The 24,654-nt window shown below is 67.6% G+C and carries 10 protein-coding genes and 2 pseudogenes; 7 read left to right on the forward strand and 5 right to left on the reverse strand.

Going from position 1 to position 24,654, the window contains the following annotated elements; translation table 11 throughout:
• Window positions 1-48 precede the first annotated feature (48 nt).
• The 3 genes and pseudogenes from ACZ49J_RS14240 to ACZ49J_RS14250 form a co-directional block, all read right to left on the reverse strand.
• Window positions 49-329, reverse strand: a pseudogene (locus ACZ49J_RS14240) (CocE/NonD family hydrolase).
• 28 nt (window positions 330-357) lie between these two features.
• Window positions 358-567, reverse strand: a pseudogene (locus ACZ49J_RS14245) (alpha/beta fold hydrolase); the annotation flags it as partial.
• A 425-nt stretch (window positions 568-992) separates the two neighbouring features.
• Entirely contained in the window at window positions 993-2,459 is a 1,467-nt protein-coding gene (locus tag ACZ49J_RS14250) for a non-reducing end alpha-L-arabinofuranosidase family hydrolase (protein WP_467447967.1), read from the reverse strand.
• Window positions 2,460-3,222: 763 nt separating this feature from the next.
• Between ACZ49J_RS14250 and ACZ49J_RS14255 the strand changes: the two genes are divergently transcribed.
• Both ACZ49J_RS14255 and ACZ49J_RS14260 read left to right on the forward strand, forming a co-directional pair.
• A complete protein-coding gene (locus ACZ49J_RS14255) occupies window positions 3,223-4,653 on the forward strand; it encodes an endo-1,4-beta-xylanase (protein WP_467447968.1) in 1,431 nt (476 codons plus the stop codon).
• A gap of 100 nt (window positions 4,654-4,753) precedes the next feature.
• Window positions 4,754-6,058: an RICIN domain-containing protein gene (locus tag ACZ49J_RS14260; protein WP_467447969.1), complete on the forward strand. Its 1,305-nt coding sequence runs from the start codon at window positions 4,754-4,756 to the stop codon at window positions 6,056-6,058.
• A 371-nt stretch (window positions 6,059-6,429) separates the two neighbouring features.
• Here the strand turns inward: ACZ49J_RS14260 and ACZ49J_RS14265 are convergent, their stop codons facing one another.
• The gene (locus ACZ49J_RS14265; RefSeq protein WP_467447970.1) at window positions 6,430-8,385 is read right to left on the reverse strand and encodes an RICIN domain-containing protein; all 1,956 of its coding nucleotides are present in this window, start codon (window positions 8,383-8,385) and stop codon (window positions 6,430-6,432) included.
• A gap of 274 nt (window positions 8,386-8,659) precedes the next feature.
• Entirely contained in the window at window positions 8,660-10,891 is a 2,232-nt protein-coding gene (locus tag ACZ49J_RS14270) for an alpha-L-fucosidase (RefSeq protein WP_467447973.1), read from the reverse strand.
• 1,133 nt (window positions 10,892-12,024) lie between these two features.
• Here ACZ49J_RS14270 and ACZ49J_RS14275 point away from each other — a divergent pair.
• The 5 genes from ACZ49J_RS14275 (at window position 12,025) to ACZ49J_RS14295 (ending at window position 24,650) form a co-directional block, all read left to right on the forward strand.
• Window positions 12,025-13,455, forward strand: coding sequence for a glycoside hydrolase family 43 protein (locus tag ACZ49J_RS14275; protein ID WP_467447975.1), 1,431 nt, complete (start codon window positions 12,025-12,027; stop codon window positions 13,453-13,455).
• Window positions 13,456-14,313: 858 nt separating this feature from the next.
• Window positions 14,314-16,425 (forward strand): glycoside hydrolase family 97 catalytic domain-containing protein, encoded by a 2,112-nt coding sequence (locus ACZ49J_RS14280; RefSeq protein WP_467447977.1) that lies wholly within the window; start codon window positions 14,314-14,316, stop codon window positions 16,423-16,425.
• Between the two features lie 815 nt (window positions 16,426-17,240).
• A complete protein-coding gene (locus ACZ49J_RS14285; RefSeq protein ID WP_467447978.1) occupies window positions 17,241-19,547 on the forward strand; it encodes a beta-L-arabinofuranosidase domain-containing protein in 2,307 nt (768 codons plus the stop codon).
• A gap of 211 nt (window positions 19,548-19,758) precedes the next feature.
• Window positions 19,759-21,120 (forward strand): glycoside hydrolase family 43 protein, encoded by a 1,362-nt coding sequence (locus ACZ49J_RS14290; RefSeq protein WP_467447979.1) that lies wholly within the window; start codon window positions 19,759-19,761, stop codon window positions 21,118-21,120.
• Window positions 21,121-21,806: 686 nt separating this feature from the next.
• A complete protein-coding gene (locus ACZ49J_RS14295; RefSeq protein WP_467447980.1) occupies window positions 21,807-24,650 on the forward strand; it encodes an RICIN domain-containing protein in 2,844 nt (947 codons plus the stop codon).
• The last annotated feature ends 4 nt before the right edge of the window (window positions 24,651-24,654 follow it).

Raw genomic sequence — 24,654 nt, forward strand, 5'->3', positions numbered from 1 at the left:
AGGCGGGCGAGGTGGCTGGTGGTTCCGGCGCGCAGTAGCTGACGCCGGTCATGCCGACGGAACCGTTCGTGCCGGGAAGGGCGGCAGCCCACGGTGTCGTACGTCGCCCTCCTCGTACGTGCACGGCTCCCACTGTCCCCCGGAGGCGAACCGGCCACGGGTGTCCTGGACGACCACCATGAAGCCGCGCCTGGCCGCCGCCAGGGGATCGAGGATCGTGAGCGCCAGGGCGTCTGCCTGCCGTACGGCAGCCGGCTCAGCAGCACCGGCCACGGCCCAGTACCCCCGGGCCGGTAGACATCGGCGCGCAGCACGGTGCCGTCGCGCATCTGAGCCGGAACATCGAACTCGAGCCGGTCAGGCCACCGCGTTCAGCAGGTTGGCCAGCACGTCGGGCCGTTCCAGTGCGATGAAGTGACCGGCCTCCGGCACCTGCGTGAAGTCGGCGGCGGGCAGCAGCGTCTTGTTGGCTTGCCGGTCCGAGGGCCGGGACCAGTCCTTCTCCCCGTAGACGAAGTGGACGGGGGCCTTGACCTCTGGGTAGCGCGCGGGCCGCGATGAGGCTGTGCATGGCCTGGTACACGGCTCGGGCGACGGTCGGGTAGCCGGGGCGGCGGCCCACCTGGAGGAGTTCGTCCACGTAGTCCTCCCGCAGCGCGCTCTCGTCGCTGAGGCCGCCCTGCAGGATCTTGCTGAGGGCGGCCCTGGGCTCCACCCCGGCGATCACCGGGCCCACTCCCGGCGCGAGCACGCCGGTGACCACCACACGGGCGAGGAGAGAGGACCGGGCGATTCCGCCGCGGAAGTCGTAGGTGTTCACCGCGACGACGCGCCGTACCCGCTGCGGGACGAAGCCTTGCTCGTCCGCCGCCGTGCACCAGGCGACCCGGTGCGCCTGGACCGTTGGCGTGTCGCGTGACCCGGGCGGGCTCGGCCTTCCGCCGAGCCCGCCACGCCGGCTCCATTACGGGGGCCGGACCCGTGCCGCACCGTCAGCGCTGCTGTGTCAGCAGACCCGGACGGTAGGGCAGGAGGCCGTAGTCGCCGCCGGAGTTGGGACTGCGCCCCTGGTAGAGCAACTGCAGATTGCAGGGATCGACGGTCATGGTCTGATCGGGGCTGGTGCGGATCAGTTCGCCATGGCTGATGTCGTTGGTCCAGGTGGCGCCGCTGTTGGCCTTGCCGGCGAAAGGATTGCTCTCGGTCGCGGCCTGAGGTGTCCATGAGCCGTTCAGACTGGTGGCCGTGAACGAGCGGAAGTAGCGGCCCTGCGAGCCGATTGCCTCGACGATCATGAGGTAGCGGTTCTGGCCCTGCAGCTTGTAGACCTGCGGGGCTTCGAACAGGTTGTTCGTCGTGTCGCTCATGATCACTGTGGAGTTGGTGCCGAAGCTGCCCGGGAAGTTCCCGATCGGCATGCTGGCCCGGTAGATCTTGCCGTTGTCGCCGGCGAAGAACAGGTACATGTTCGTTCCGTCGGCGATGAGCGTCTGGTCGATGGGTCCTGTTCCGGAGCCGGAGATGCTTCCGGAGAAGAGCACCTGCTCCGACGACCAGCCATTCGGGTTGGTGGGGTCGCTCGACGTCCGGTAGGAGAAGGCCGTCCTGCCCCACTGGTAGGCGAGCACCCAGATGTTCTTCGGCGCGAAGTAGAAGAGCGTGGGCGCGACGGTGGAGTTCGACATCGTGTTCTGACCGGCCGAGGCCATATCCGACCAGTTGGTGAACGGGGAGAAGTTCATCGAGCCCCAGCGCGTCCCCGTGTCGTGCGTCGTCGCATAGACGAGTTGCCTGCCGTTGTAGGGGACGACGGTGAAGTCCTTGAGCGAGACCCACCCCGGCTTGGGCTGCGCCAGCGCGCCCGTCGATGTCCAGCGGTATGTCGACGGAAGATCGCACGGGCCCGGGTTGTCGGCGCCGACCTTGACGAGCTGCCACTGCTGGTTGGTGCCGCCCCAGTCGTCGTACTGGACGATGTTGGCGTTGTCGGCGGTGGCGCCGCCCTGTACTTCGAGGGCCTTGTTGCTGTGGCGCGAGATGAGCCTCACGTAGCCGTCCGAGCTGTCGGCCAGCCGCCACTGCTGGTTGGTGCCGTTCAGGTCGGCCCACTGGACGATCGAGCCGCCGTTCGCGGTGGACCGGTTGTGGACGTCCAGCACCTTGCCCGAGTGGCGGGACTTGATGCGGTAGTAGCCGCCCCCGGAATCGACGAACTGCCACTGCTGCTGGTTCTGATCGTTCCTGGTCCACTGGGTGATGCGGGCGCCGTCGTTGGTCGCCATGTTGTAGACATCCAGGGCCTTGCCGCTGTTGCGGTTGACCAGCACATACGAGGCGTTGGGGTCCACGGTCGCCGCGCCGGCGGGCTGGGCACCGAGGAAGGTGGCCACGAGCAGCAAGGGCGCGAGGACGGCGAGTAAGCGTCTTGGGCGGACCGGGGACGGGTGGCGAAACCGCATCAGAGGGCCTCCTTGGGGGGCGGGGTGAGGTGGCGCCGGTGAACCGCGGAGCGGCCGTCCGGGCGCCAGGCATTGTTTCGAAACTTTCGAAGAGCTCCCCGAACCTTTGACGCCACAAGCTAGGAATGTGGGGCCCTCCGGTCAAGGTCTGTCGCCGATCTGTCCACAAACAGCTCTCCCTTTTGGGCATGGCAGGCTGTCGTGCCGACCCGAAGTACCCGAAGTTCGCGATACGGCTGGCCAGTCCGTACGAGGATTCGAATGTTTCGGACGGGGAGTGGAAACTTTCCCTGCGCTGAGTATTGACGATTCACTGTCAATCCCTCAATCTCGCTGACTGGGCGGCCGGTCGTAGTTCGATATTGAACTAGGGCGGCCCTGAGCAAACTGTGCCGCACCGCAGATCCGCGCACCGAAGCACCTGCGCCACCCCGTCACGTTCCGGTGAGGTTCGCACCAGCGCATCCTGGCTCTTCGCGCAGTTGGAGGGGCACGCGACGCCGCGTGACGGTCCCCCGGCTGAGCCGCGATGGAGTGCCCCCATGCCTGTGTCGAAACACCGCCACCGCCCGCCGTACGTCACCCGACGACCGACCGGATGCCGTCCGCGCCGGTGGAGATCGTCCCGGTCCCATGACCCCGGTGTCCGGTGATTCCGTGCTGCCCGGGTTCCGGCCCGCCCCGTTCGTCTGCCGAGTGGGAGCGGACGACGCATCCCCCTGCGCTTCAGTCCTTCCGTGATTTCTACCTTGGAGGCACCGTCATGGGCTCGTATGCCCTTCCCAGACCCGTTGTCCGCCGGAAGATCCGCGGCCTGCTGGTGGCGCTGGTCGTCGGCGTCCTCGGTGCGGTCGCCGCACTGGTCGCGCCGCCGACCGCACACGCCGCCGAGAGCACGCTCGGCGCCGCCGCGGCGCAGAGCGGCCGCTACTTCGGCACCGCCATCGCCTCGGGCAGGCTGGGCGACTCGGCGTACACGGCGATCGCGGGCCGTGAGTTCAACTCGGTGACGGCCGAGAACGAGATGAAGATCGACGCCACCGAACCGCAGCGGGGCCAGTTCAACTTCACCGCCGGTGACCGCGTCTACAACTGGGCGGTGCAGAACGGCAAGCAGGTGCGTGGTCACACCCTGGCCTGGCACTCCCAGCAGCCCGGTTGGATGCAGAGCCTCAGCGGCAGCTCCCTGCGCCAGGCGATGATCGACCACATCAACGGCGTGATGCGTCACTACAAGGGCAAGATCGCCCAGTGGGACGTCGTGAACGAGGCGTTCGCCGACGGCAGTTCGGGAGCCCGGCGCGACTCCAACCTGCAACGCACCGGCAACGACTGGATCGAGGTCGCCTTCCGCACCGCGCGCGCCGCCGACCCGGCCGCCAAGCTCTGCTACAACGACTACAACGTCGAGAACTGGACCTGGGCCAAAACCCAGGCCATGTACGCCATGGTCCGGGACTTCAAGCAGCGCGGCGTGCCGATCGACTGCGTCGGCTTCCAGTCGCACTTCAACAGCGGCAGCCCCTACCACAGCAACTTCCGCACCACCCTGCAGAACTTCGCCGCCCTCGGCGTCGACGTGGCCATCACCGAACTCGACATCCAGGGCGCCGCGGCCTCGACCTACGCCGCCGTGACCAACGACTGCCTGGCCGTCCCGCGCTGCCTCGGCATCACCGTCTGGGGTGTGCGCGACAGCGACTCCTGGCGACCGGAGCACACACCGCTGCTGTTCAACGGCAACGGGAGCAAGAAGCCCGCCTACACCGCCGTCCTCGACGCACTCAACGGCGGCACTTCCACGCCCCCTTCGGATTCCGGAACGATCAAGGGCGTCGGGTCGGGCCGCTGCCTGGACGTGCCCGGCACCAGTACCACCGACGGCACCCAGCTCCACCTGTGGGACTGCCACAACGGTACCAACCAGCAGTGGACGTACACCGCCGCCGGCGAGCTCAGGGTCTACGGCAACAAGTGCCTGGACGCCGCCGGCACCGGCAACGGCACCAAAGTCCAGATCTACAGCTGCTGGGGCGGCGACAACCAGAAATGGCGCCTCAACTCCGACGGATCCATCGTCGGCGTCCAGTCCGGCCTCTGCCTCGACGCCGTCTCAGGCGGCACCGCCAACGGCACCCTGATCCAGCTCTACTCATGCTCGAACGGGAGCAACCAACGCTGGACCCGCACCTGATGGGGCCAGTCACCAACGAAAGGGTGAATCGATGAAGACCTGCGGTGCGGTTTCTCCCGCCCCTCCGCGATTACATCGCTGGTGGTCCCGGGTCGCCGCCGTGGTGGCGGCGACCCTCGCGATCGGCATGATCGCCGCGGTGAATCCGGCGCCCGCCGAAGCGGCGACGGTGGACACCAATGCCTGGTACGTCCTGGTCAATCGCAACAGCGGCAAGGCGCTGGACGTCTCGGGCACCTCAACCGCCGACGGCGCGCGGGTCAGTCAGTGGACGCGCCACGACGGAGCCAACCAGCAGTGGCAGTTCGTGGATTCCGGCGGCGGCTTCTACCGTCTCAAGGCCCGGCACTCGGACAAGGTCCTCGACGTGGCCGGCGCCTCGACCGCCGACGGTGCCGCGATCCAGCAGTGGGCCGACCACAACGGGGCCAACCAGCAGTTCCGCCTGGCCGACTCCGAAGCGGGCCACGTCCGGCTGATCAACCGCAACAGCGGCAAGGCCGTGGAGGTGCAGGGCTCCTCCACCGCCGACGGCGGCAACGTCGTCCAGTACGCCGACTGGGGCGGCACCAACCAGCAGTGGCAGTTGGTCAAGCTGTCGTCAGGTGGCGGTGGCGGTGGATGCGGCAGCGCTCCGACTCTGGCGAGCGGTACGCACACGATTCAGAGCGGCGGCAAGAGCCGCAGCTTCATCCTCAGGGTTCCCGCCAACTACGACAACAGCCGTCCCTACCGGCTGATCTTCGCGTTCCACTGGCGGGGCGGAACCGCCGGCGACGTCGCTTCGGGCGGCACGAGCGGGAACGCCTGGTCCTACTACGGCCAGCAGGAACAGTCGAACAACAGCGCGATCCTCGTCGCCCCCCAGGGCCTCGGCAACGGCTGGGCCAACTCCGGCGGTGAGGACGTCACCTTCGTCGACGACATGATCCGGCGCATCGAGGGCGGCCTCTGTGTCAACCCGGCACAGCGTTTCGCCACGGGATTCAGCTGGGGCGGCGGTATGAGCTACGCACTCGCATGCAGCCGGGCGAACGTCTTCAGGGCCGTCGCGGTCATCTCCGGCGCTGAGATCAGCGGGTGCAGTGGCGGCAGCCAGCCCATCGCCTACTTCGGAATCCACGGCATCAGCGACTCCGTCCTCAACATCGCGCAAGGACGGTCCCTGCGCGACAGGTTCGTCCGCAACAACGGCTGCGCCGCCCAGAGCCCGCGCGAGCCCGCGCCGGGCAGCCGAACGCACATCACCACCACCTACTCGGGCTGCCGTGCCGGATACCCGGTCCAGTGGGCCGCGTTCGACGGAGGCCACATACCCGGTCCGGTCGACGGCTCCCCCAACGAAAGCGGCGTCGCCACCTGGACCAAAGCAGAGATCTGGAGGTTCTTCGCACAGTTCCAGTGACATGCCCGCACCACGGGTGGAGCCAGGATGATCCTGGCTCCACTCCGTCGACGTCTCTCCCGGAGTGAAGGACGGACAGGCTTTTCCAGCAGAGCTCGCACGCCTTAGGACTGGTCACGGCTGGCGAACAGGCCGTGGGGGACGTGGCGTTCGAAGAACACGCCTTCGCGGAGGCAGGTCTCGCCCGCCCGGCCTCGACGGCGCTACGCGTGCACCCGGTCAGGATGAGGCCCACCGTCTGCGCCCGGCCGGTCAGCCGGGTGAGGCGCCGGGTCGCATCCCGCAGGCTGTGCGCCGATGTGGCGCACTGTTCCGCCGGTCACCTGCCAACCGACGGGCGTCGGTGAAGGCGTCGCCCGTCGTCGGGATCGTCAGACGGCGATGATCTGCCACTGCTGCCGCGTCAGTGACGCGTACGGCTGCTGCTCGATGTTGGCTCCGTCGGCGGTGCTGCCCTCGTCGACGGCGAGGCAGAGCCCGCTGTAGCGGTTGATGAGGAAGTGGTAGCCGTCACCGGTGGGCGTGACGGCCCAGTGCTGCTGGGGGGCGTTGGCGTCCGACCAGATGCCGACGTTGCCGCCGTCGGCGCGGGAGAGACCCGCGACCTCCATGAGCTTGCCGCTGCCCACACCCTTTATCTCGTAGTAGCCGTCGCCGGTGTTGGCGAAGGTCCACTTCTGGTTCGTCCGGTTGAGCCAGGGCCACTGCAGCACGTTGGTGTTGTTCGCGGTGCCCCCACCCTCCACGTCGGCGACCTTGCCGCTGTGCCGGGCGACCAGCCGGTAGACGGTGCCGTCGCCGGGCAGCGTGGTGGACACCAGTGCCGGCTTGGCCGTCCGGCCGCCGATCCTGACGCCGCCCATGTTGGCGTAGCCGCCGGTGGCCGCGTTGGCCCGGATCCGTACGAAGCCCACGTTCCGGGCGGGCCATTCGGCCACCTTGGTGGCGCGGTCACCGGCCCAGGTGCCGGTGGCGACCTGGGTGAAGTTCGTGCCGTCGGTGCTGGTGGAGATGGTGTAGGAGGTGATGTCGCCGTCGGTGGTGTTGGAGCGGTTCCACTGCTTGGGCAGGTATTCCAGGGTGGAGACGTTGCTCCACACCCCGCCCAGATCGATCGTGATCGAGTGAGGCAGGGCCGAGGGCAGTCCCCACGTCGACCAGCAGGTCTCGTAGCCCCTGTCGCTCAGCCCGTCGATGGCGTTGAGCGGTCCCTCGCGGTCGCGGAATCCGGTCGCGTAGGCGCTGACGGGCGTCACGGGGTGCTCGGCGCGCAGCATCTGCGTCGGCAGTGGTGGCCTGGAGGTGTTGGGGCTCCAGGCCGCCCCGACCTCGGCGAGTCGGTTGACGATGTTGGTGTCCAGCCTGCCGTTGCGGTTGGGCGGGCAGTTGAGGATGAACGAGGTGTACTTCGGTTCCAGGTCGGCCAGGTGGGACAGGATCGCGTCCTTGCTCATCAGGCCCTCGGTCGGCGTGGCCGGATGCCAGAACCAGCCATTGCTGATCGTCTGTCCCTGTGTGGCCGCGTAGGTGTTCCCGGCCGGCGCCGAGACGCCCAGCGGCTCCTCGAAGTAGATGGCGTCACCGAGGAACGGCACCGACAGCGCACCGTGGTCGATCATGACGATGTCCGGCTGGAGCGACTTCACGTGCTCACGGATCCGCTGGTAGGAGACGGCCTGCTGGCCCATCTGCCACGCGTAACCGTCGGTGATGAACATGTCGATGGTGCCGTAGTTGGTGAGCAACTCGGTGATCTGACCGAGCATGAAGGTCATGTCGCTGGGCTGGATGGCATCGGTGATCTCGAGCCCGGACACGTTGTGCCGGCTCTCCCACGCCTCGACGCCGAAAGTGCGGTCCCAGATCGAGTAGTAGAACCCGACCCTCAGCCCCTTCGCCCGGAAGGCGTCGCAATACGCCTTCACCACGTCCTGCTTGTAGGAGCTGTTCGCGACGTTCTGGGTGCCGTAGGCGCTCGGCCACAGGGCGAAGCCGTCATGGTGCTTGGTCGTCAGGATGCCGTAGCTCATCTTCGCCGCCGCGGCGGCTGCGGCCCACTGGGCACAGTCCACGGCTGTGGGCGCGAACAGGGCGGGGTCCTGGTTCGGCTCAGCCCACTCCTGGTTGGTGAACGTGCCCAGGCTGAAGTGGTTGAACATGCCGAACCGCATGTTCACCATGTTGCTGAGATTGGTCTGGGGGTCCGCGGCGGCCGCCTCCGCCAGCAGAGGCGACAACGCGGGGACCACGGGCAGCGCGGTCGCGGCCACAGCGGCGCCCGCGGCGCCGAGCAGGGTACGACGGGACAGTCTTCCATCTGACGACATGGGTGTACTCCTGGTTTCGGGTGGCTCTGAGGTGTTGAGGGAAGGGGAGGAGGGGCGACAGTCGGAGGGCGTGTGAGAACCGGAGCGCGATGCCCCGCGGGCGCCGCGCGGGTTGAGGTACGACGCACACGGCTGCGAAGGCGTCGCCCGCGTCGTCGCCTCCGGCAGCAACCACTTCTGCTGCTGACCAAGCTCGGCCGGTACGAGACGTCTGGCGACTGGGTGTCCCCAGTTCCCGCGAGTGCGCCCGCCGCAGCTCATGGCGGTGCGAGGGTCACAGCGCGGTGAAGGTCCACAGCAGGTTGGTGCTGCTTCCGTAGGTCCACTGCTTGGTGACGGAGCCCGATGCGACGTTGCCGCCGCCGTCGAGGACCAGACCGGTGGTGCGGTTGGCGATCGAGTAGCTGTTGCCGCCCCGGTGGGTGATCGTCCACTGCTGGTTGGTGCTGCCGTTCCAGGGAGCCTGTTTGGCGGCGTCACCGTTGTTGGTGGCGCCCCAGCCGTCGGCGACCATGCCGTTCGTGCGGTTGACCAGCCTGTAGTAGCCGCCTCCGACATGCTCTGCCAGCCACTGCAGGTTGTTGTGGCCGTCCCAGGTCCACTGCTTGAGATTGGATCCGGAGGCCACGTTGCCGCCGCTGTCCAGGGCGAGACCGTTGGTGACGTTGGTGATCCGGAAGTATGTCGTCGGCTTGAACTGGACCCTCAGCGAGCTGATCTGGTCGTTGTTGCCAGTGACCCGCAGGTCGGAGTTGTCGGCGGTGAAGGTCCAGGAGGTCCCGGTGAAGTCGTCCGCGGAGTAGCCGACCACCTGGTAGCCGGGGGCCAGCCGGAGGGAGGAGAGGGCGTCCGGCCCCACTCCGGCCGCGGTCAGGTCGGCCGCGGTGTAGTTGCCGACGGTGAGCACGGTGGCGGCGCCGCTGTAGTCGACATCCTTGAAGACCACGGCGCCGGAGAGCGGCCGCAGGCCCGGGATCGTGCCGGAGAAGGCGAGCTTCAGGACGTAGGCGTTGGCGCTGTACGGCGCCGTGGACGGCAGGGTGACCGTGAGCCCGGAGGAGTCCTGGACCGGTGTGGGCAGGTCGATGTGGGTTCCGGCGGTGGAGCCGAGGAGCTTCACCGAGGTCAGTGACGAGAGGTTGATCCGGTCCGAGTTGAGCGTCTTGATGGTCAGCGAGCTGCCGGGCCAGCCCAGGACGGTGGCGTACAGGACGTTGTTGGCCTTGTTGCGGGTGAAGCGGATGTCCTGCGCCGTGCCGGCCGTCGGATTGGTGAAGGCGCCGCCGCCCATCTTCGTCGGGCCCTCGCCGTACACCGTCCAGGCGCGGGTCGAGTAGATCGACTCGCCGAAGCGCTTCAGGTAGTCGCCGATGCCGAGCAGGATGTCCTTCTGGGCCTGGGGGATGGTGCCGTCGGCCATCGGCGCGATGTTCAGCAGCACGTTGCCGTTCTTGCTCACCCGGTCGATGAACGAGTGCAGCATCTGCTTGATGCTGTAGTAGCCGATGCCCTGCGTGTAGCACCAGCTGCTGTTGGAGATGCTGTCGTCGGTCAGCCAGTACGGGGTGGTGAGGTCGGCCGGGCCGCCGCGCTCGTAGTCGAAGACCTCGCCCTTGCCGTTCATGCCGTCCTTGTACGTGGTGACGACCTCACGGCCCCAGCTGTTGGCCTGGTTGTAGTAGTACGCCAGGAAGTTCAGGCGCTGTTGTTCGTTGACGGCGTCCAGATCGAAGTCCTGCCACAGGATGTCGGGCTGGACTCGGTCGATGACCTCCTTGAGCTTGTCGAACCAGAGCTGGTTCTCCGCGGCCGAACCCAGCTGCCCGTAGAGCTTCTTGAGGCTGGGGTCCGTCTGGGCGGGGGCGTACTGGTAGAAGCCGGTGAAGTTGTACGCGTGGTGCATGGCCACCAGCAGCTTGAGGCCCTTGGCGCGGATGGCCGTGGAGAACAGCTTCAGCAGGTCGAGGCCTGGGCCCTTGTTCACCGAGTTCCACTCGTTGACCTGGCTGTCCCACATGGAGAAGCCGTCGTGGTGCTCGGCGACCGGGCCGGCGAACCTGGCACCGGCGTCGACGAACAGCTGTACCCACTCGTCGGGGTCGAACTTCCCTCCGGCCGACTTCAGCTTCGGCGCGAACTTCACGGTGTTGCCCGCCAGGTCCTGGGCGCCGTTGATGAAGTTGTGGTATGGCCAGGCCGATGGCTGGCCGTAGGTCGCGATGTGGTGCTGGTTGGCCGCGCTGCCCGCCTGGTACATGCTGCGCGGGTACCACTCGTTGTCGTACGCGGGGACGCTGAAGACGCCCCAGTGGAAGTAGATGCCGAACTTGGCGTCCTGGAACCACTCCGGGGCCGGCGGGTGTTGGTCGACCGAGTCCCAGTCGGGCGTGTAGGTGCTCGGTGCCGCCTGTGCGACGCCGGCCCCGAGGCCACCGCCGGCGATGGCTGCCGCCGCTATACCTGTGGCGGCGGACAGGAGCTGGCGTCTGTTGAGAGAACGCGACATGAGGACATCCCTGATGTGGGGGACAACGGAGGGAAGGGGGCAGGGGGACATGCGCCGCCGGCATTGCGGTGCTGGAACGCCGGAGGTTACGCATGAAGTTCGACCATGTGACGCCCTGATGTCAACGGGCGTGCAGGGATGAAAGCACCCTCTTGGCTCGAGTTTTTGCACCATATGAGCGCTACATCCCTGTCGTCGGGCCTCAGACATGGAATGTCTGGGGCCTGAACGAAGGGTGCGCCGCCACGCGGGAAGTCCGCAGACGAGCCGTCGGCGTCACGATGAACGCGGGGGTACCCGCAGCCGGCATCGGCATCGGCATCGGCGTGGGCGGGGTCGATCGCCGTTTCGGAGAAGGGCCGAAGCTGCCTGTGCAGACCGCGGGCGGGGCGGTCGGCCCAGTCTTGCTCAGGCGGGAACGCCGTGCGTGGCACATTCGCCGTCCGTGACCAGCCTCTTCAGGTTCCATCTACTACTGCTGCCGGAGGTATTGACGCGTCCCGCCTCCCACACCTAACGTCTGCCCGAGCTTACGAACAGTGTTCGACTTATCGGACAACTTGCCTGGGTGGGCAGGCAGTCGGCTACGGAGACTTTCCCCGACCGAGCACTGGGAGGCACACCGCAAGTCGCAACAGCGGTCAGGGTCCGGGGTGGAGATCCGGCCGACCGCCGCTGACTTCGCTGTCCTCCGAAGGCCGCTGGGCATGGACAACAGAGAACAGGATTCATACGAGAACAGGACGCCGAAGCGGCACAGGCGAAGAGCCGCCTCACAGGTGCCGAAGGAACCACAGACCGTCTCGCCGCACCGCGCCCACGCGCGCTCGAATCGACAACCGCCCGGCCGGCCCCGCACCACGACCGCCCCGCTCGGCCGACGACCGTGCCATCACCTCACAAGTCGTCACCACGGACGCACCGGCATCGTGTGGCCCGGCCCGCCGTCACCACGGCGAAGTGCACCGCACACGGGAGGTACACCGTTACCCGGATCCAGTCGGCCCCTTCCGCGTCGTGCAACAGCCGGTCCTGTCCCTCCAACACCAGGTCCGAGACCGAGCCGCCCCGCCATCCCGATTCTGGGCGCTCCCCGCCTGGTGGTGGCCTTCGTAGAATGACAGGAGATGCACATGTCCGCGTTTCGCGCCCGGCTGTCGGCGATATTGCTCGCCGCGTGCCTGATCTTCACGTCCCAAGCCTTGATCACGCCGGACCGGGCGGCCGCCGCCGACCCGGGCTACCTGATGGTGCACTTCACCGGGGAGGGGTCGACCGGTCAGCAGATGTACCTCTCGCACAGCACGGACGGCCTGCACTGGAACGACCTCAACGACGGAGGGTCGATCCTGCGCTCCAACATCGGCACGAAGGGGGTGCGTGACCCCGCACTGGTGAGATCGCCGGGTGGAGACAAGTACTGGATCATCGCGACCGACCTGTGCTGGGGCTGCGGGTCGACCGTGGACGGCTCCATCAACAACGGCAGCCGCAGCATCGTGGTGTGGGAGTCGACGGACCTGGTCACCTGGTCGGAGCCGTGGCTGCTGAACGTCGCCGGCGCGATCCCCGACGGGCGCAACGCCTGGGCGCCAGAGGCGATCTGGAACCCGGCCACCAACGACTACGTCCTGTACTGGGCGACGAACGTGCCCCTCGACGGCAAGACGAAGCACCGTATCTTCTACGCCCGCACCAGCGACTTCCGCACCATCACCACCCCGCAGATCTACATCGACCGCCCCGGCACCCAGGAACTCATCGACACCCAGATCGTCGAGATGCCGGCCGGCGTCGGCAACTACCGCTACGTGCGGGCCTCCGGCGACGGCCAGATCACCCTCGAAGGCAGCAACTCGATCCTCGGGACGTGGACCAACCTCGGCAACCTCTCCGGCATCGGCCTGACCGGTGCTCAGGTCGAGGGCCCGATGTGGATGAAGTTCCGGGACCGCAACGAGTGGGCCCTGTACCTCGACCAGTACGCCTCCCGCGGCGGGTACCTGCCGGTCACGACGGTCAACCCCTCGGTCCCCGGCACCTACAAGATTCCGGCGTCGGGCAGCTACAACATGGGCATCACCAAGAAGCGCCACGGCTCGATCCTGAACCTGACGGCCGCCGAGGAGTCCCGCGTGCTCGCCCGCTGGCCCAGCACCCCGGCCAACCGGCTCCAGTCGTACAACTTCCAGGACCGCTACGTGCGCCACGCCAACTTCGACGTGCGCATCGACCAGAACATCACCGGCCCCGACGCCCAGTTCCGGCTGCGGCCCGGCCTGGCGGGTTCGGGAACCGTCTCCTTCGAGTCCGTGAACTACCCCGGCTACTTCCTGCGGCACTCCAACTACGACTTCCAGTTGGTCCGCAACGACGGCACCACCCAGTTCGCCGCCGACGCCACGTTCCGCCAGGTCGCCGGCCTCGCCGACTCCACCTGGTCCTCCTTCCAGTCCTACAACCACCCCGACCGCTACATCCGCCACTACGCCTACCAACTCCGCCTCGACCCCATCACCACCACGACAGCACGCGGCGACGCCACCTTCCGCGTGACGAACTGACCCGACACCGACAGGGATGCCGACGCCTCCGGGAGAGCGCCGGCATCCCCTTTCTCCGCCTCGCCATGCCCTCCGCATGCCCATGAGAGTGGACAGCCCGGTCTGCAGCGGTGCGCGCACCTGCCGCGCAGTTCGGAGTCGCGGATGTACGGGGCGATGACCGCGGTGATACCGCGACGGCTGACCGGGGCCACCAAGAACGGGACATCGCGGCGCATCCTCTTCGGACCGCGGCACGCTCCGTCACACCAAGAAACGTGGGCGCGGTCGAGGTGCGTTCGGCGACGCGGACGACTCTGTAGCCAACTCGCTGTCCAACCAGCCAAGTTGATCGATATGTCGAACGATGTTCGTGAGACCGAGCAGGCATTGAGTAGGGGAAACAGGGGGCGTCAATACATCCGAACCGGCCCGTCCGTGCTTCTGCCTCATGTTCGTAACCGAGTTGGCCCGTCAGTCGGGTCGTGCGTTGCGTCGAGCTCGCTTGCCGCATCCTGTGAACGGTTTGCTCCACACGGCAGTCGACTACATCCAGCCAACGCCAGACATCCCATTAAAGGTCAGGACGTAAGCCATGGCCGCTGGGAATTTCGGGCTCTGAGGGCTTATCACTTGACAGTGATGGGATGTATTGGCAATCTCCCCCCGACTCCCGACGCGAGCGATACGCGGCGGACCATCTGCAACCACCCGGAAGGCCGCATGAAACTCTTCCAACGAAGCGGGATTCGAGTCGCTGGTACGGTCGTTGCGGCCCTCGCCGGCATAGGCTCGGTCACTCCCGTACCCGCATCCGCCGCCACGCCGGGGAACTGGACCTCGGTCCAGCCCGGTGTCGCACAGACCGGCTGTGACGGCGTGCGCGCCACCGTGGCACTGGACGCGAACGGCGCCCTCTCGCTCGGCGCGACCTGGAACTGCCGCCAAGCCCTCATACCCGCTCCGATCGGGCTGGTGACCAGCCAGGCCGACTTCACCACCGGACTGGATTTCGTCAGACGCACGGATACGCCCGTCTCGTACAACTACGAGGTCGCAGCGGGGAAGTCCCGCATCCGGACGCGGTCCGCGACCGAGACGAGACTGGTGTTCGCGAAGGGCTCCGCGCAGATGACCGTGCACGTCCGCACGTCCGCGGATGGCATGGCGCTGCGCTACGAGCTGCCGTCGGGTGCGACGGTACTCAGAGAGGCGACGTCGTTCGAACTGCCGACCGACGCCCAGCTGTCCCGGCAGGCGTTCAGTGCAGATCACGAGCGGGGATATGTGACCTCTACGGTCGCCGATGTCCCGACGGGCTCGTATGACATGGGCATGTTCGCCCAGCAGGTCAACGGCGCGCGGGTGCTGCTCGCCGAGTCCGGTGTGGACGGTGGCTATTCGGGTGGCTGGTTCACCCACACCCAGGGCACCGGCCGGTTCACCGTCGCGCTGGCCGACGCGCAGATCGTGCGATCCGGCGCGTTCACCACAGCGTGGCGTACCGCCATCATCGGCAGCACGGCGACGGTCGTGGAGTCCACGCTGGTCGACGACGTCGCGCCCGCGTCGAAGATCTCCGACACCTCGTGGATCAAGCCGGGTGTCGCCGCGTGGCCGTGGCTGGACGGCATGTACGCCACCCAGCGCGACCTGACCAAGCTCAAGCAGTGGGCCGACTACGCCTCTTCGCAGGGCTGGCCCTACCTTCTCGTGGACGACGGGTGGAAGGCCAACCAGGCGATCATTCCCGAGCTCGTGACCTACGCCCGGGATCGTGGCGTGCGGATCATGCTCTGGTACCACTGGCAGGACCTGGACACCGCTGCCGAGCGGGACGCCGAATTCACCAAGATCACCGGGTGGGGTGTCGTCGGCGTCAAGATGGACTTCATGGGTTCCGAGACCCAGGCTCGTCAGCAGTGGTACGACGCGGCCCTGGCCGACACCGCCCGCTACAAGCTGATGGTCGACCTGCACGGCTCGCGCCTGTCCGTCGGTGTCCACCGCACCTGGCCGCACGTGCTGACCAATGAGGCCGTCCGCGGCGAGGAATACCCCAACGGCCGGGACATCGGGCACGTGGCCGCGCTCCCGTTCACTCGCGGCGTACTGGGCCCGGCCGACTACTCGCCGATGAGCTTCCAGCAGGGCAACCCGAACAGCGACGCCGCCGAACTCGCCCTCGGCGTACTCCTGGACAGCGGCATCATGCTGCCCGGCAGCCGCATCCCGGACTACCAGGCCCGGCCCGAGGCACAGCGGTGGCTGCGCATGCTGCCGACCGTGTGGGACGAGACGCAGTACGTCTCGGGCGACCCGCTCACCGGAGGGGTCATCGCGCGCCGCGACGGCGACCGGTGGTTCGTCGGGGCTTTCCGGCGCGGTGGCGCCACCACCATCAGCTACCCGACCACGTTCCTCGGCTCCGGTACCTGGCACGCGGAGATCACCACCGACGGCTCCAACGGCCTGACCCGCACCAGCAAGGTCATCCAGGCCGGTGACACACTGAGCATCCCGGCGGTCGCCAACGGCGGCCATGTGGTCAAGCTGGCCAAGGTCCCGGTCATCCCGACGGGGAACCGCACGGTGACCATCGCGGGCAGCAGCCACGTACTCGACGTGAAGGGCGCAAGCCTCGCGAACGACGCCGCGATCATCCGCTGGATCAGCACCAACGGCACCAACCAGCGCTTCGCTTTCGTGCCCCTCGGCGACGGATACACGCGGATCGTCAACCAGGCGAGCGGCAAGGACGTCGTCATCCGGTCGGCCTCCCGCGACGCGGGCGCGAAGGCCCTCCAGTACACGTACGAAGCAAACGCGAACACCAACGACGAATGGCTGGCGGAAGACGCGGGCAACGGCCGGATCCGGCTCCTCAACCGCCACAGCGGTCTGTACCTCACCGCGGGCCCTGCTCAGGGCGACCAGCTGGAGCAACGCCCGTTCGACGGCGCCGACCACCAGATGTTCACCGTCTCCTGATGCCGCTGAACGGGACGGCCATTCAGCAGTGACGGCGATGGCCGTGGCGGCGGTGGTGACGACGGCGGCGGTGCGGCGGTGGTGACGACGGCGGCGGTGCGGCGGTGGTGACCACGGCGCCCGCCCCGTCGAGCCCCCGACCGTCAGCACGTGGCGGGCGATGCGAGCGTGTCGGGAACGCGGCGGCTGCCCTGGTGGACCCGGTAGGCGGGTTTCGACAGGGCCAGGGAGATGGTCGAACTCCCTTGGCCCCGTTCTGTGGTGGCGTCCAGAAGGGTGTTGGTGACCGCGCTGAACCCTATGGGTGTCTCGTCTGCGGCCAGTGCTGTCAGGTAGGTAGCCAGGTCCGGCCCCGGGCAACGGCTTGGCTGCCAGAGCGCTGATCGGACACACATCAGGACGTGGGCAAGGAACCTGCGTCGCAAGACTAGACAGAAGCAACGTTCATATCCGTTAATCCATCCCAGGTATCGGTGGAGCGGACCGATGGATCCGAGACCCCCCTCTGAGCCCCGGACCTACTGGCCGAGCAGCGCTGCCGCCTTGCCCTCAGTCGCCGACTTCAGTCGGAGTTCCGACGATCGAACAGAGCGAACCGCAGTGCCGGATGAGTCTCACGAGGATCGGTTCTCGCCGGCATGGCGGCCAGGACGGTGGCCGCCACCAGCGGCTCCGCTGTGACCTCGTCGGCCTGCTGGACGTATGGCGCCACATCGGCAGCAGACAAGCCCGTGAGGGCTGCACCCGACCGCCGGCCATGTGAGCCAACACACCCACGACCAAGCCATCGCTCTCTCGTCACCGAAAGGTGCACAATGTCTTCCTTCGTCAGCAGACGGCGCCTGCTCCAAGCAGCCGGAGCCACCGCCGCCGCCTCTGCCACCGGATCCTTCATCGGCAGTTCTCCCGCACACGCGGCCATCCCTCCCGCAAGGGCCGACATCGGGGCCCTGGCGCACCCCTTCGAGCTCGGCCAGGTCCGGCTCACCGCGAGCCGGTGGCTGGACAACCAGAACCGCACGCAGAACTACCTGCGGTTCGTCGACGTCGACCGGCTGCTGTACAACTTCCGCGCCAACCACCGGCTGTCCACCAACGGCGCCGCTGCCAACGGCGGCTGGGACGCGCCGACGTTCCCCTTCCGTACCCACGTGCAAGGGCACTTCCTCACGGCATGGGCACAGCTGTATGCCGTGACCGGGGACACCACCTGCCGGGACAAGGCCACCCGCATGGTGGCGGAGCTGGCCAAATGCCAGGCCAACAACAGCGCCGCCGGTTTCAACGCCGGGTACCTCTCCGGCTACCCCGAGTCCGACTTCACCGCTCTCGAGCAGCGGACCCTCAGCAACGGCAACGTGCCGTACTACACCATCCACAAGACCCTGGCCGGCCTGCTGGACGTGTGGCGTCACATCGGCAGCACACAAGCCCGGGACGTGCTGCTCGCCCTGGCGGGATGGGTCGACTGGCGCACCGGCCGGCTGACCAGTGAGCAGATGCAGACCATGCTGGGAACCGAGTTCGGCGGCATGAACGCCGTACTGACCGATCTCTACCAGCAGACAGGCGACGCGCGATGGCTCACCGTCGCCCGGCGGTTCGACCACGCCGCGGTGTTCGACCCCCTGGCGTCCAACCAGGACCGGCTCAGCGGACTGCACGCCAACACCCAGGTACCCAAGTGGATCGGGGCCGCCCGGGAGTACAAGGCCACCGGCACCACCCGCTACCGGGACATCGCCACCAACGCCTGGAACATGTGTGTCAACGCGCACACCTATGCCATCGGCGGCAACAGCCAGGCGGAGCACTTCCGCGCCCCGAACGCCATGGCCGGCTACCTGAACAAGGACACGTGCGAGAGCTGCAACACCTTCAACATGCTCACCCTCACCCGGGAACTGTTCGCGCTGGACCCGGACCGGGTCGCGTTGTTCGACTACTACGAGCGGGCGTGGCTGAACCAGATGATCGGCCAGCAGAACCCGGCCGACGACCACGGCCACGTCACCTATTTCACCCCGCTCAACCCGGGAGGCCGACGCGGTGTGGGCCCGGCGTGGGGCGGCGGCACCTGGAGCACCGACTACGGCACCTTCTGGTGCTGCCAGGGCACGGGCCTGGAGATGCACACCAGGCTGATGGACTCCATCTACTTCCGCAGTGACAACACCCTGATCGTGAACCTGTTCGTGCCCTCGGTGCTCAACTGGTCCGAGCGCGGCATCACGGTCACCCAGACCACGTCCTACCCGACCAGCGACACCACGAGTCTGCAGGTCACCGGCAACGTCAGCGGAACCTGGGCGATGCGCATCCGCATCCCGAGCTGGACCACCGGGGCCACCATCAGCGTCAACGGCGTCACGCAGAACATCACCACCACACCAGGCAGCTACGCCACCCTGACCCGCTCCTGGGCCTCCGGCGACACGGTCACCGTCCGCCTGCCCATGCGGATCGTCATGCGAGCGGCCAACGACAACCCGAACGTCGCCGCGGTCACCTACGGCCCGGTGGTCCTGTCCGGCAACTACGGCGACTCCGCGCTCAGCTCCCTCCCGACGCTGACCACGTCCTCGATCAGGCGGACCAGCAGCAGTTCGCTCGCCTTCACCGCCACCGCCAACGGCTCCACCGTCAACCTGGGCCCGTTCCACGACGCGCACGGCCACAACTACACCGTCTACTGGAACACCAGCGGCACCGTCCGTCTCGCCAACGTGGGCAGCGGTCTCGTGCTGGGCATCCAGGACATGTCCACGGCCAACGGTGGCCGCGCTCTGCAGTGGCGTGACTCGGGCACCGCCGACCACGACTGGGAAATGATCCCCGACAGAGACAAGGTCCGCTTCCGCAACGCCCACAGCGGCAAGGTGCTCGGTGTCTTGGACATGTCCACGGCAGACGGCGCGACCGTCCTGCAGTGGACGGACAACGGCACCGCCGACCACAGATGGATACTGCTCGACCAGGGAGACGGGACCTACAAGATCCGCAACGAGAACAGCGGCAAGTTGCTCGCCATCGCGGACAACTCCACCGCTGTCGGTGCGTTCGCCGTCCAGGACTCGGACGACGGCACCGCCGACAACCGGTGGCGCATCGTGAGGAACTAGGGCCTGTCCCGGGAGTAGATCTTGACCCTTCTCCGCGCTCGACGCTTCGGCCCTTGTTCGGTATGGCGAACGCGCCGGGATCGGGTCGCACCGCATCGACAGTCCGCACAGCCTCCGACGGGTCAACCAGAACCGCTTACTGATCTCGAACAATCACGTCCCCTGCCACGGCGATCGGCCAAGCGGACTGGTCGCGCCCCTGGAGGAAGAGTTGAACAGAACCGTAAGAACGCTGCTCGCCCTGCTGGGCCCGCTGCTGCTGCTGCTCCTGCTGGGTGTCCCCGCCCTTCAGGGCGCCGCCTCCGCCGCCGCCCCGCCGGCCGGGCAGACCACGCGGTACACGATGACCGCGTTCACCAACAGCAGTGAGTCGAACATGTATGTGTACGACTCGCCGGACGCCACCGGATTCACCCTGCAGAAGGGCCCCGCCTACACCCCGCCGTCCGGTCTGATCCGGGACCCCAGCATCATCAAGCACACCGACGGCTACTACTACATCACTTACACCACCAACTGGACCGGGAGCACGATCGGTTTCGCCCGGAGCGCCGACCGGGTCAACTGGACGTTCCTGTACAACTACACGATCCCGATCAGCGGGCTGACCCGTACCTGGGCGCCCGAGTGGTTCATCGACACCGACGGCAGTGTCAACATCATCATGTCGCTGACGGCGGCGAGCACCGCCACCCACTTCACCGCCTACAAGATCACGGCGACCAACTCCGTGCTGACCACGTGGTCCGCGCCCACCCAGCTGTCCGGCATCGGCCCGAACTACATCGACACCTTCATCGTCAAGATCGGCTCCACGTACCACGCGTTCACCAAGAACGAGACGACGAAGTACATCGAGTACGCCACCGCCTCCAGCCTCACCGGCCCCTACACCATGCGGAAGACGGGCGACTGGGCCGGATTCGGCAGCTGGGTCGAGGGCCCTGCCCTGGTCCAGCTCGACAACGGGGGCTGGCGTATCTACTTCGACGGCTACCGCGCCGGGAAGTACTGGTACAGCGACAGCTACGACAACTTCGCCACCTGGTCCACGCCCGCCGAGGTGCCCGGGCTGACCGGCTTCATACGCCACGCCACCGTGCTGAAGGAGACGGTTCCCGGCGGCGTCACCCTGCCCACGAACACCACCAGGTCGCTGCAGTCGGTCAACTTCCCCGGCCGGTACGCCGTGGTGCGCTCCGACAGCCTCGGCTACATCGACCCGGTGAATGCCTCCAGCAGTACCGCCGTCAAGCAGAGCGCCACTTTCACCGTCGTGCCCGGCCTCGCCGACGCCAACTGCTACTCCTTCCGCGACTCCTCCGGCCGCTATCTGCGCCACTGGGACTTCCGGGTCCGCTTCGACAGCAGCAACGGCACCGACACCTTCAACAAGGACGCCACCTACTGCGCCCGCCCGGGCACCGCCTCCGGTTCCGTCCGCCTGGAGTCGTACAACTACCCCGGCCGCTACCTGCGCCACTACAACTACGCGCTGCGCGTGGACCTCCACCAGAACACCGACACGTTCCGCGCCGACAGCTCCTTCACGGTGGTCAGCCCCTGGGCCTGACCTGCCCGACCCCTGCCGTGCCGTCGCGGACCCCACCCCCACGGCGGCGCGGTCTTCACACCCCGGAAGGGCTGCCACGGCTTCGTCCGGCGGCGGACCTGCGCATTCGGTGGCCATGGACAGCTCGTCGGAGTCGTTTGCCCGGGTATGGTGCGGATCCTTCTCTGCCTGGGCGGCCGCTCGGCGGCAGGTAGCGGTCGGCTCTGCGTAACCGCTCGTGCTCCCGGCAGGGCAGCGGCAACGGCCTGCGCTGCCATGCATGAAGCCTCAACGCTGATGCCGCAGGGCGATGCTCGGCCGGGTTGTCGGGGCAGGCAGCGGCGATCAAGCACCCGTCTGCGTCCCGCCCATCCGGGACGGGGACGGCCCCGAGTCCTGACAGGGCTGGGGCCCTTCGTAACCTTTCTCCACCACAGACCGAAAGCCTGGCTGGTCCTGAGGGAAGTGTGGACGCAGTGGGCTGAAGTCTTCTAGCCTTGGCGGCAGACCATCACGGTCGTCGATGTGACCCGGCAGCGCGGTAGCCATCGACTTCTCCTGTATCCGAGCTGTTGCCCCCGCTCGGCGTAGTGGCCTGCTGAAGCACACCTGGCGGGCCGAAGCGGCGACATCCCGCTACGGCATCGGCGCGGCAGCGCGCGCCCCAAACTTGGCAACCACCTGTTCAGGAAGGGGACTGCATTGTCATGCTCATGTTAACCAAGAGGGCCGCAGCCGCGCGTTGGCCGGCCATCGGATCGGCTCTGCTCCTGGTCGCGGCGGCTCTCGTCGCGACCTTGTCCAGTGCGACCCCGGCCTCGGCGCACCCGATCAACGCCGCCGACTTCCAGCAGGTCCAACTGGCCCGCGGGGTAGCGGAGGTCGGTGAGCCGATGTCGCTGGCCGTACTCGCCGACCGGTCGGTGCTGCACACCGCCCGTAACGGGACCGTGCGCCGCACGGATGCGGGCGGCACCACCACGGTGATCGGCACCATCCCCGTGTACACGCACGACGAGGACGGCCTGCAGGGCATCGGCGTCGACCCGGGTTTCGCCACCAACCGGCACATCTACCTCTACTACGCCCCGCCCCTCTCCACACCAGGAGGCGACGCACCGACCACCGGCGGCAACTGGTCGGCGTGGCAGGGCGTCAACCGGCTTTCCCGGTTCACGCTCAACGCCGACTTCACGCTCAACCAGTCCAGCAAAGTGGACATCCTCGATGTGGCGGCCGACCGAGGAATCTGCTGCCACGCCGGCGGAGACATCGACTTCGACGCGGCGGGCAACCTGTACCTGTCCACAGGCGACGACACCAACCCGTTCGAGTCAGCCGGGTATTCCCCACTCGACGAGCGGACCAACCGCAACCCGGCGTTCGACGCGCAGCGCACCGCCGCCAACACCAACGACCTGCGCGGCAAGATCCTACGGATCAAGGTGAACGAGAACGGGTCGTACTCGATCCCGGCAGGCAACCTGTTCCCGCCCGGTACGGCCAGGACCCGGCCGGAGATCTACGCGATGGGCCTGCGCAACCCGTTCCGGATGAGCGTCGACAAGGCCACCGGCGTCGTCTACGTCGGCGACTACGGTCCCGATGCCGGCTCCACCTCGGCGCGCGGGCCGCAGGGCCAGGTCGAGTTCAACCGCATCACGGGCCCGGGCTTCTATGGCTGGCCGTACTGCACCGGCACGAACACGGGCTCCGAGACGTACGCCGAGTGGGACTTCGCCACCAACACGGCAGGCGCGAAGTACAACTGCTCGGGCGGGCCGACGAACAACTCGTCCCGCAACACCGGCTTGAGCACGCTGCCCCCCGCCAAGGCCGCCTGGATCCGCTACGGCGGCGATGCCGGCAGCCCGCCGGCGTTCGGCGGCGGCTCGGAGTCGCCGATGGCTGGCCCGGTGTACCGGTACGACCCCGACGTCAGCTCGCCCACGAAGTTCCCGCAGTCGTTCGACGGGCAGTTCTTCGCCACGGAGTTCGGCCGCGGCTGGATCAAGCCGATCCACCTCAACGCCGACGGCTCCCCGGGGACCATCGACAGCTTCCCCTGGACCGGCAAGCAGGTGATCGACTCGGCGTTCGGCCCGGACGGCTCCTACTACGTCCTGGACTACGGCGCCGGGCTGTACCAGGGCGACCAATACTCCGCCCTCTACCGCTTCGACTACGTCGGCGCCGGCAACCGGGCGCCCACGGCGATGGCCGGCGCCAACCGGACCTCCGGCGCGGCGCCGTTGACCGTGACCTTCTCCTCGGCCGGCTCGTCCGACCCCGAGGGCGGGGCACTGACCTATGCGTGGAGCTTCGGTGACGGCACCACCTCCACCGCCGCCAACCCGACGAAGACGTACGACACGAACGGCGACTACACGGCCAGGCTGACCGTGCGCGACCCGCAGGGTGCCACCGGCACCGCCGACGTGCGGATCACCGTCGGCAACACCGCGCCGACCGTGACCATCGACAGCCCCGCCGCGGGGGAGATCTTCGCCTTCGGCGACACCGTGCCGTTCCGTATCACCGTGACGGATCCGGAGGACGGCACGGTCGACTGCGACAAGGTGAAGCTGACGTACATCGTCGGTCATGACAGCCACGGCCACCCGATCACCTCGAAGACCGGCTGCTCGGGCACGGTCACCATCCCGGTCGACGGTGAGCACGACGACGCGGCGAACATCTTCGGGGTCTTCGACGCCGAGTACACCGACAACGCCGGGCTCACCACGCACAAGCAGCACATCCTGCAGCCGAAGCACCGGCAGGCCGAGCACTACAAGACATCGTCCGGTGTCGCCGTCCTCGACAAGTCGACAGCCGAGGGTGGCAAGTCCGTCGGTGACATCGAGAACGGCGACTGGATCGCGTTCGAGCCGTACAAGCTGAGCAACGCCACGTCGTTCAGCGCCCGGGTGTCGTCAGCCGGCGCGGGCGGCAGGCTGCAGGTTCGGGCCGGCTCGCCGACCGGCACAGTCCTCGGCTCCGCCACGGTCCCGGTCACCGGCTCGTGGACGAACTTCACCACCGTGGGCGGCTCGATCTCCGGTGCACCGCCCGGCACCACCACGCTCTACCTGACCTTCGCCGGCGGCTCCGGATTCCTCTTCGACGTCGACGCGTTCACTCTCGATACCGGCGGCGGCCCGGCACCCGGCACGGGTCCGATCGTGGGGCTCGCGGACAAGTGCCTGGATGTCCGTAACGGCAGTTCGGCGGACGGGACGGCGGTGCAGATCTCCTCGTGCACGGGCTCGGCGGGGCAGCGGTGGACGGTGATGCCGGGGTCGACGGTCAAGGCGTTGGGCAAGTGCCTGGACGTCAGCGGCAACAGCACGGCGGACGGGGCGAAGGTCCAGTTGTGGTCCTGCAACGGTGGCGCCAACCAGAACTGGCAGGCGCACCCGGACGGGTCGCTGCGGAACCCGCAGGCGGGCAAGTGCCTGGACGTGTCGGGCGCCAACTCCTCCGACGGCACCCTCGTGCACCTGTGGACCTGCAACGGCGGAGCCAACCAGAAGTGGACCCTGCCCTGATTTC

The organism is Streptomyces sp. NPDC030840 (assembly GCF_055572015.1).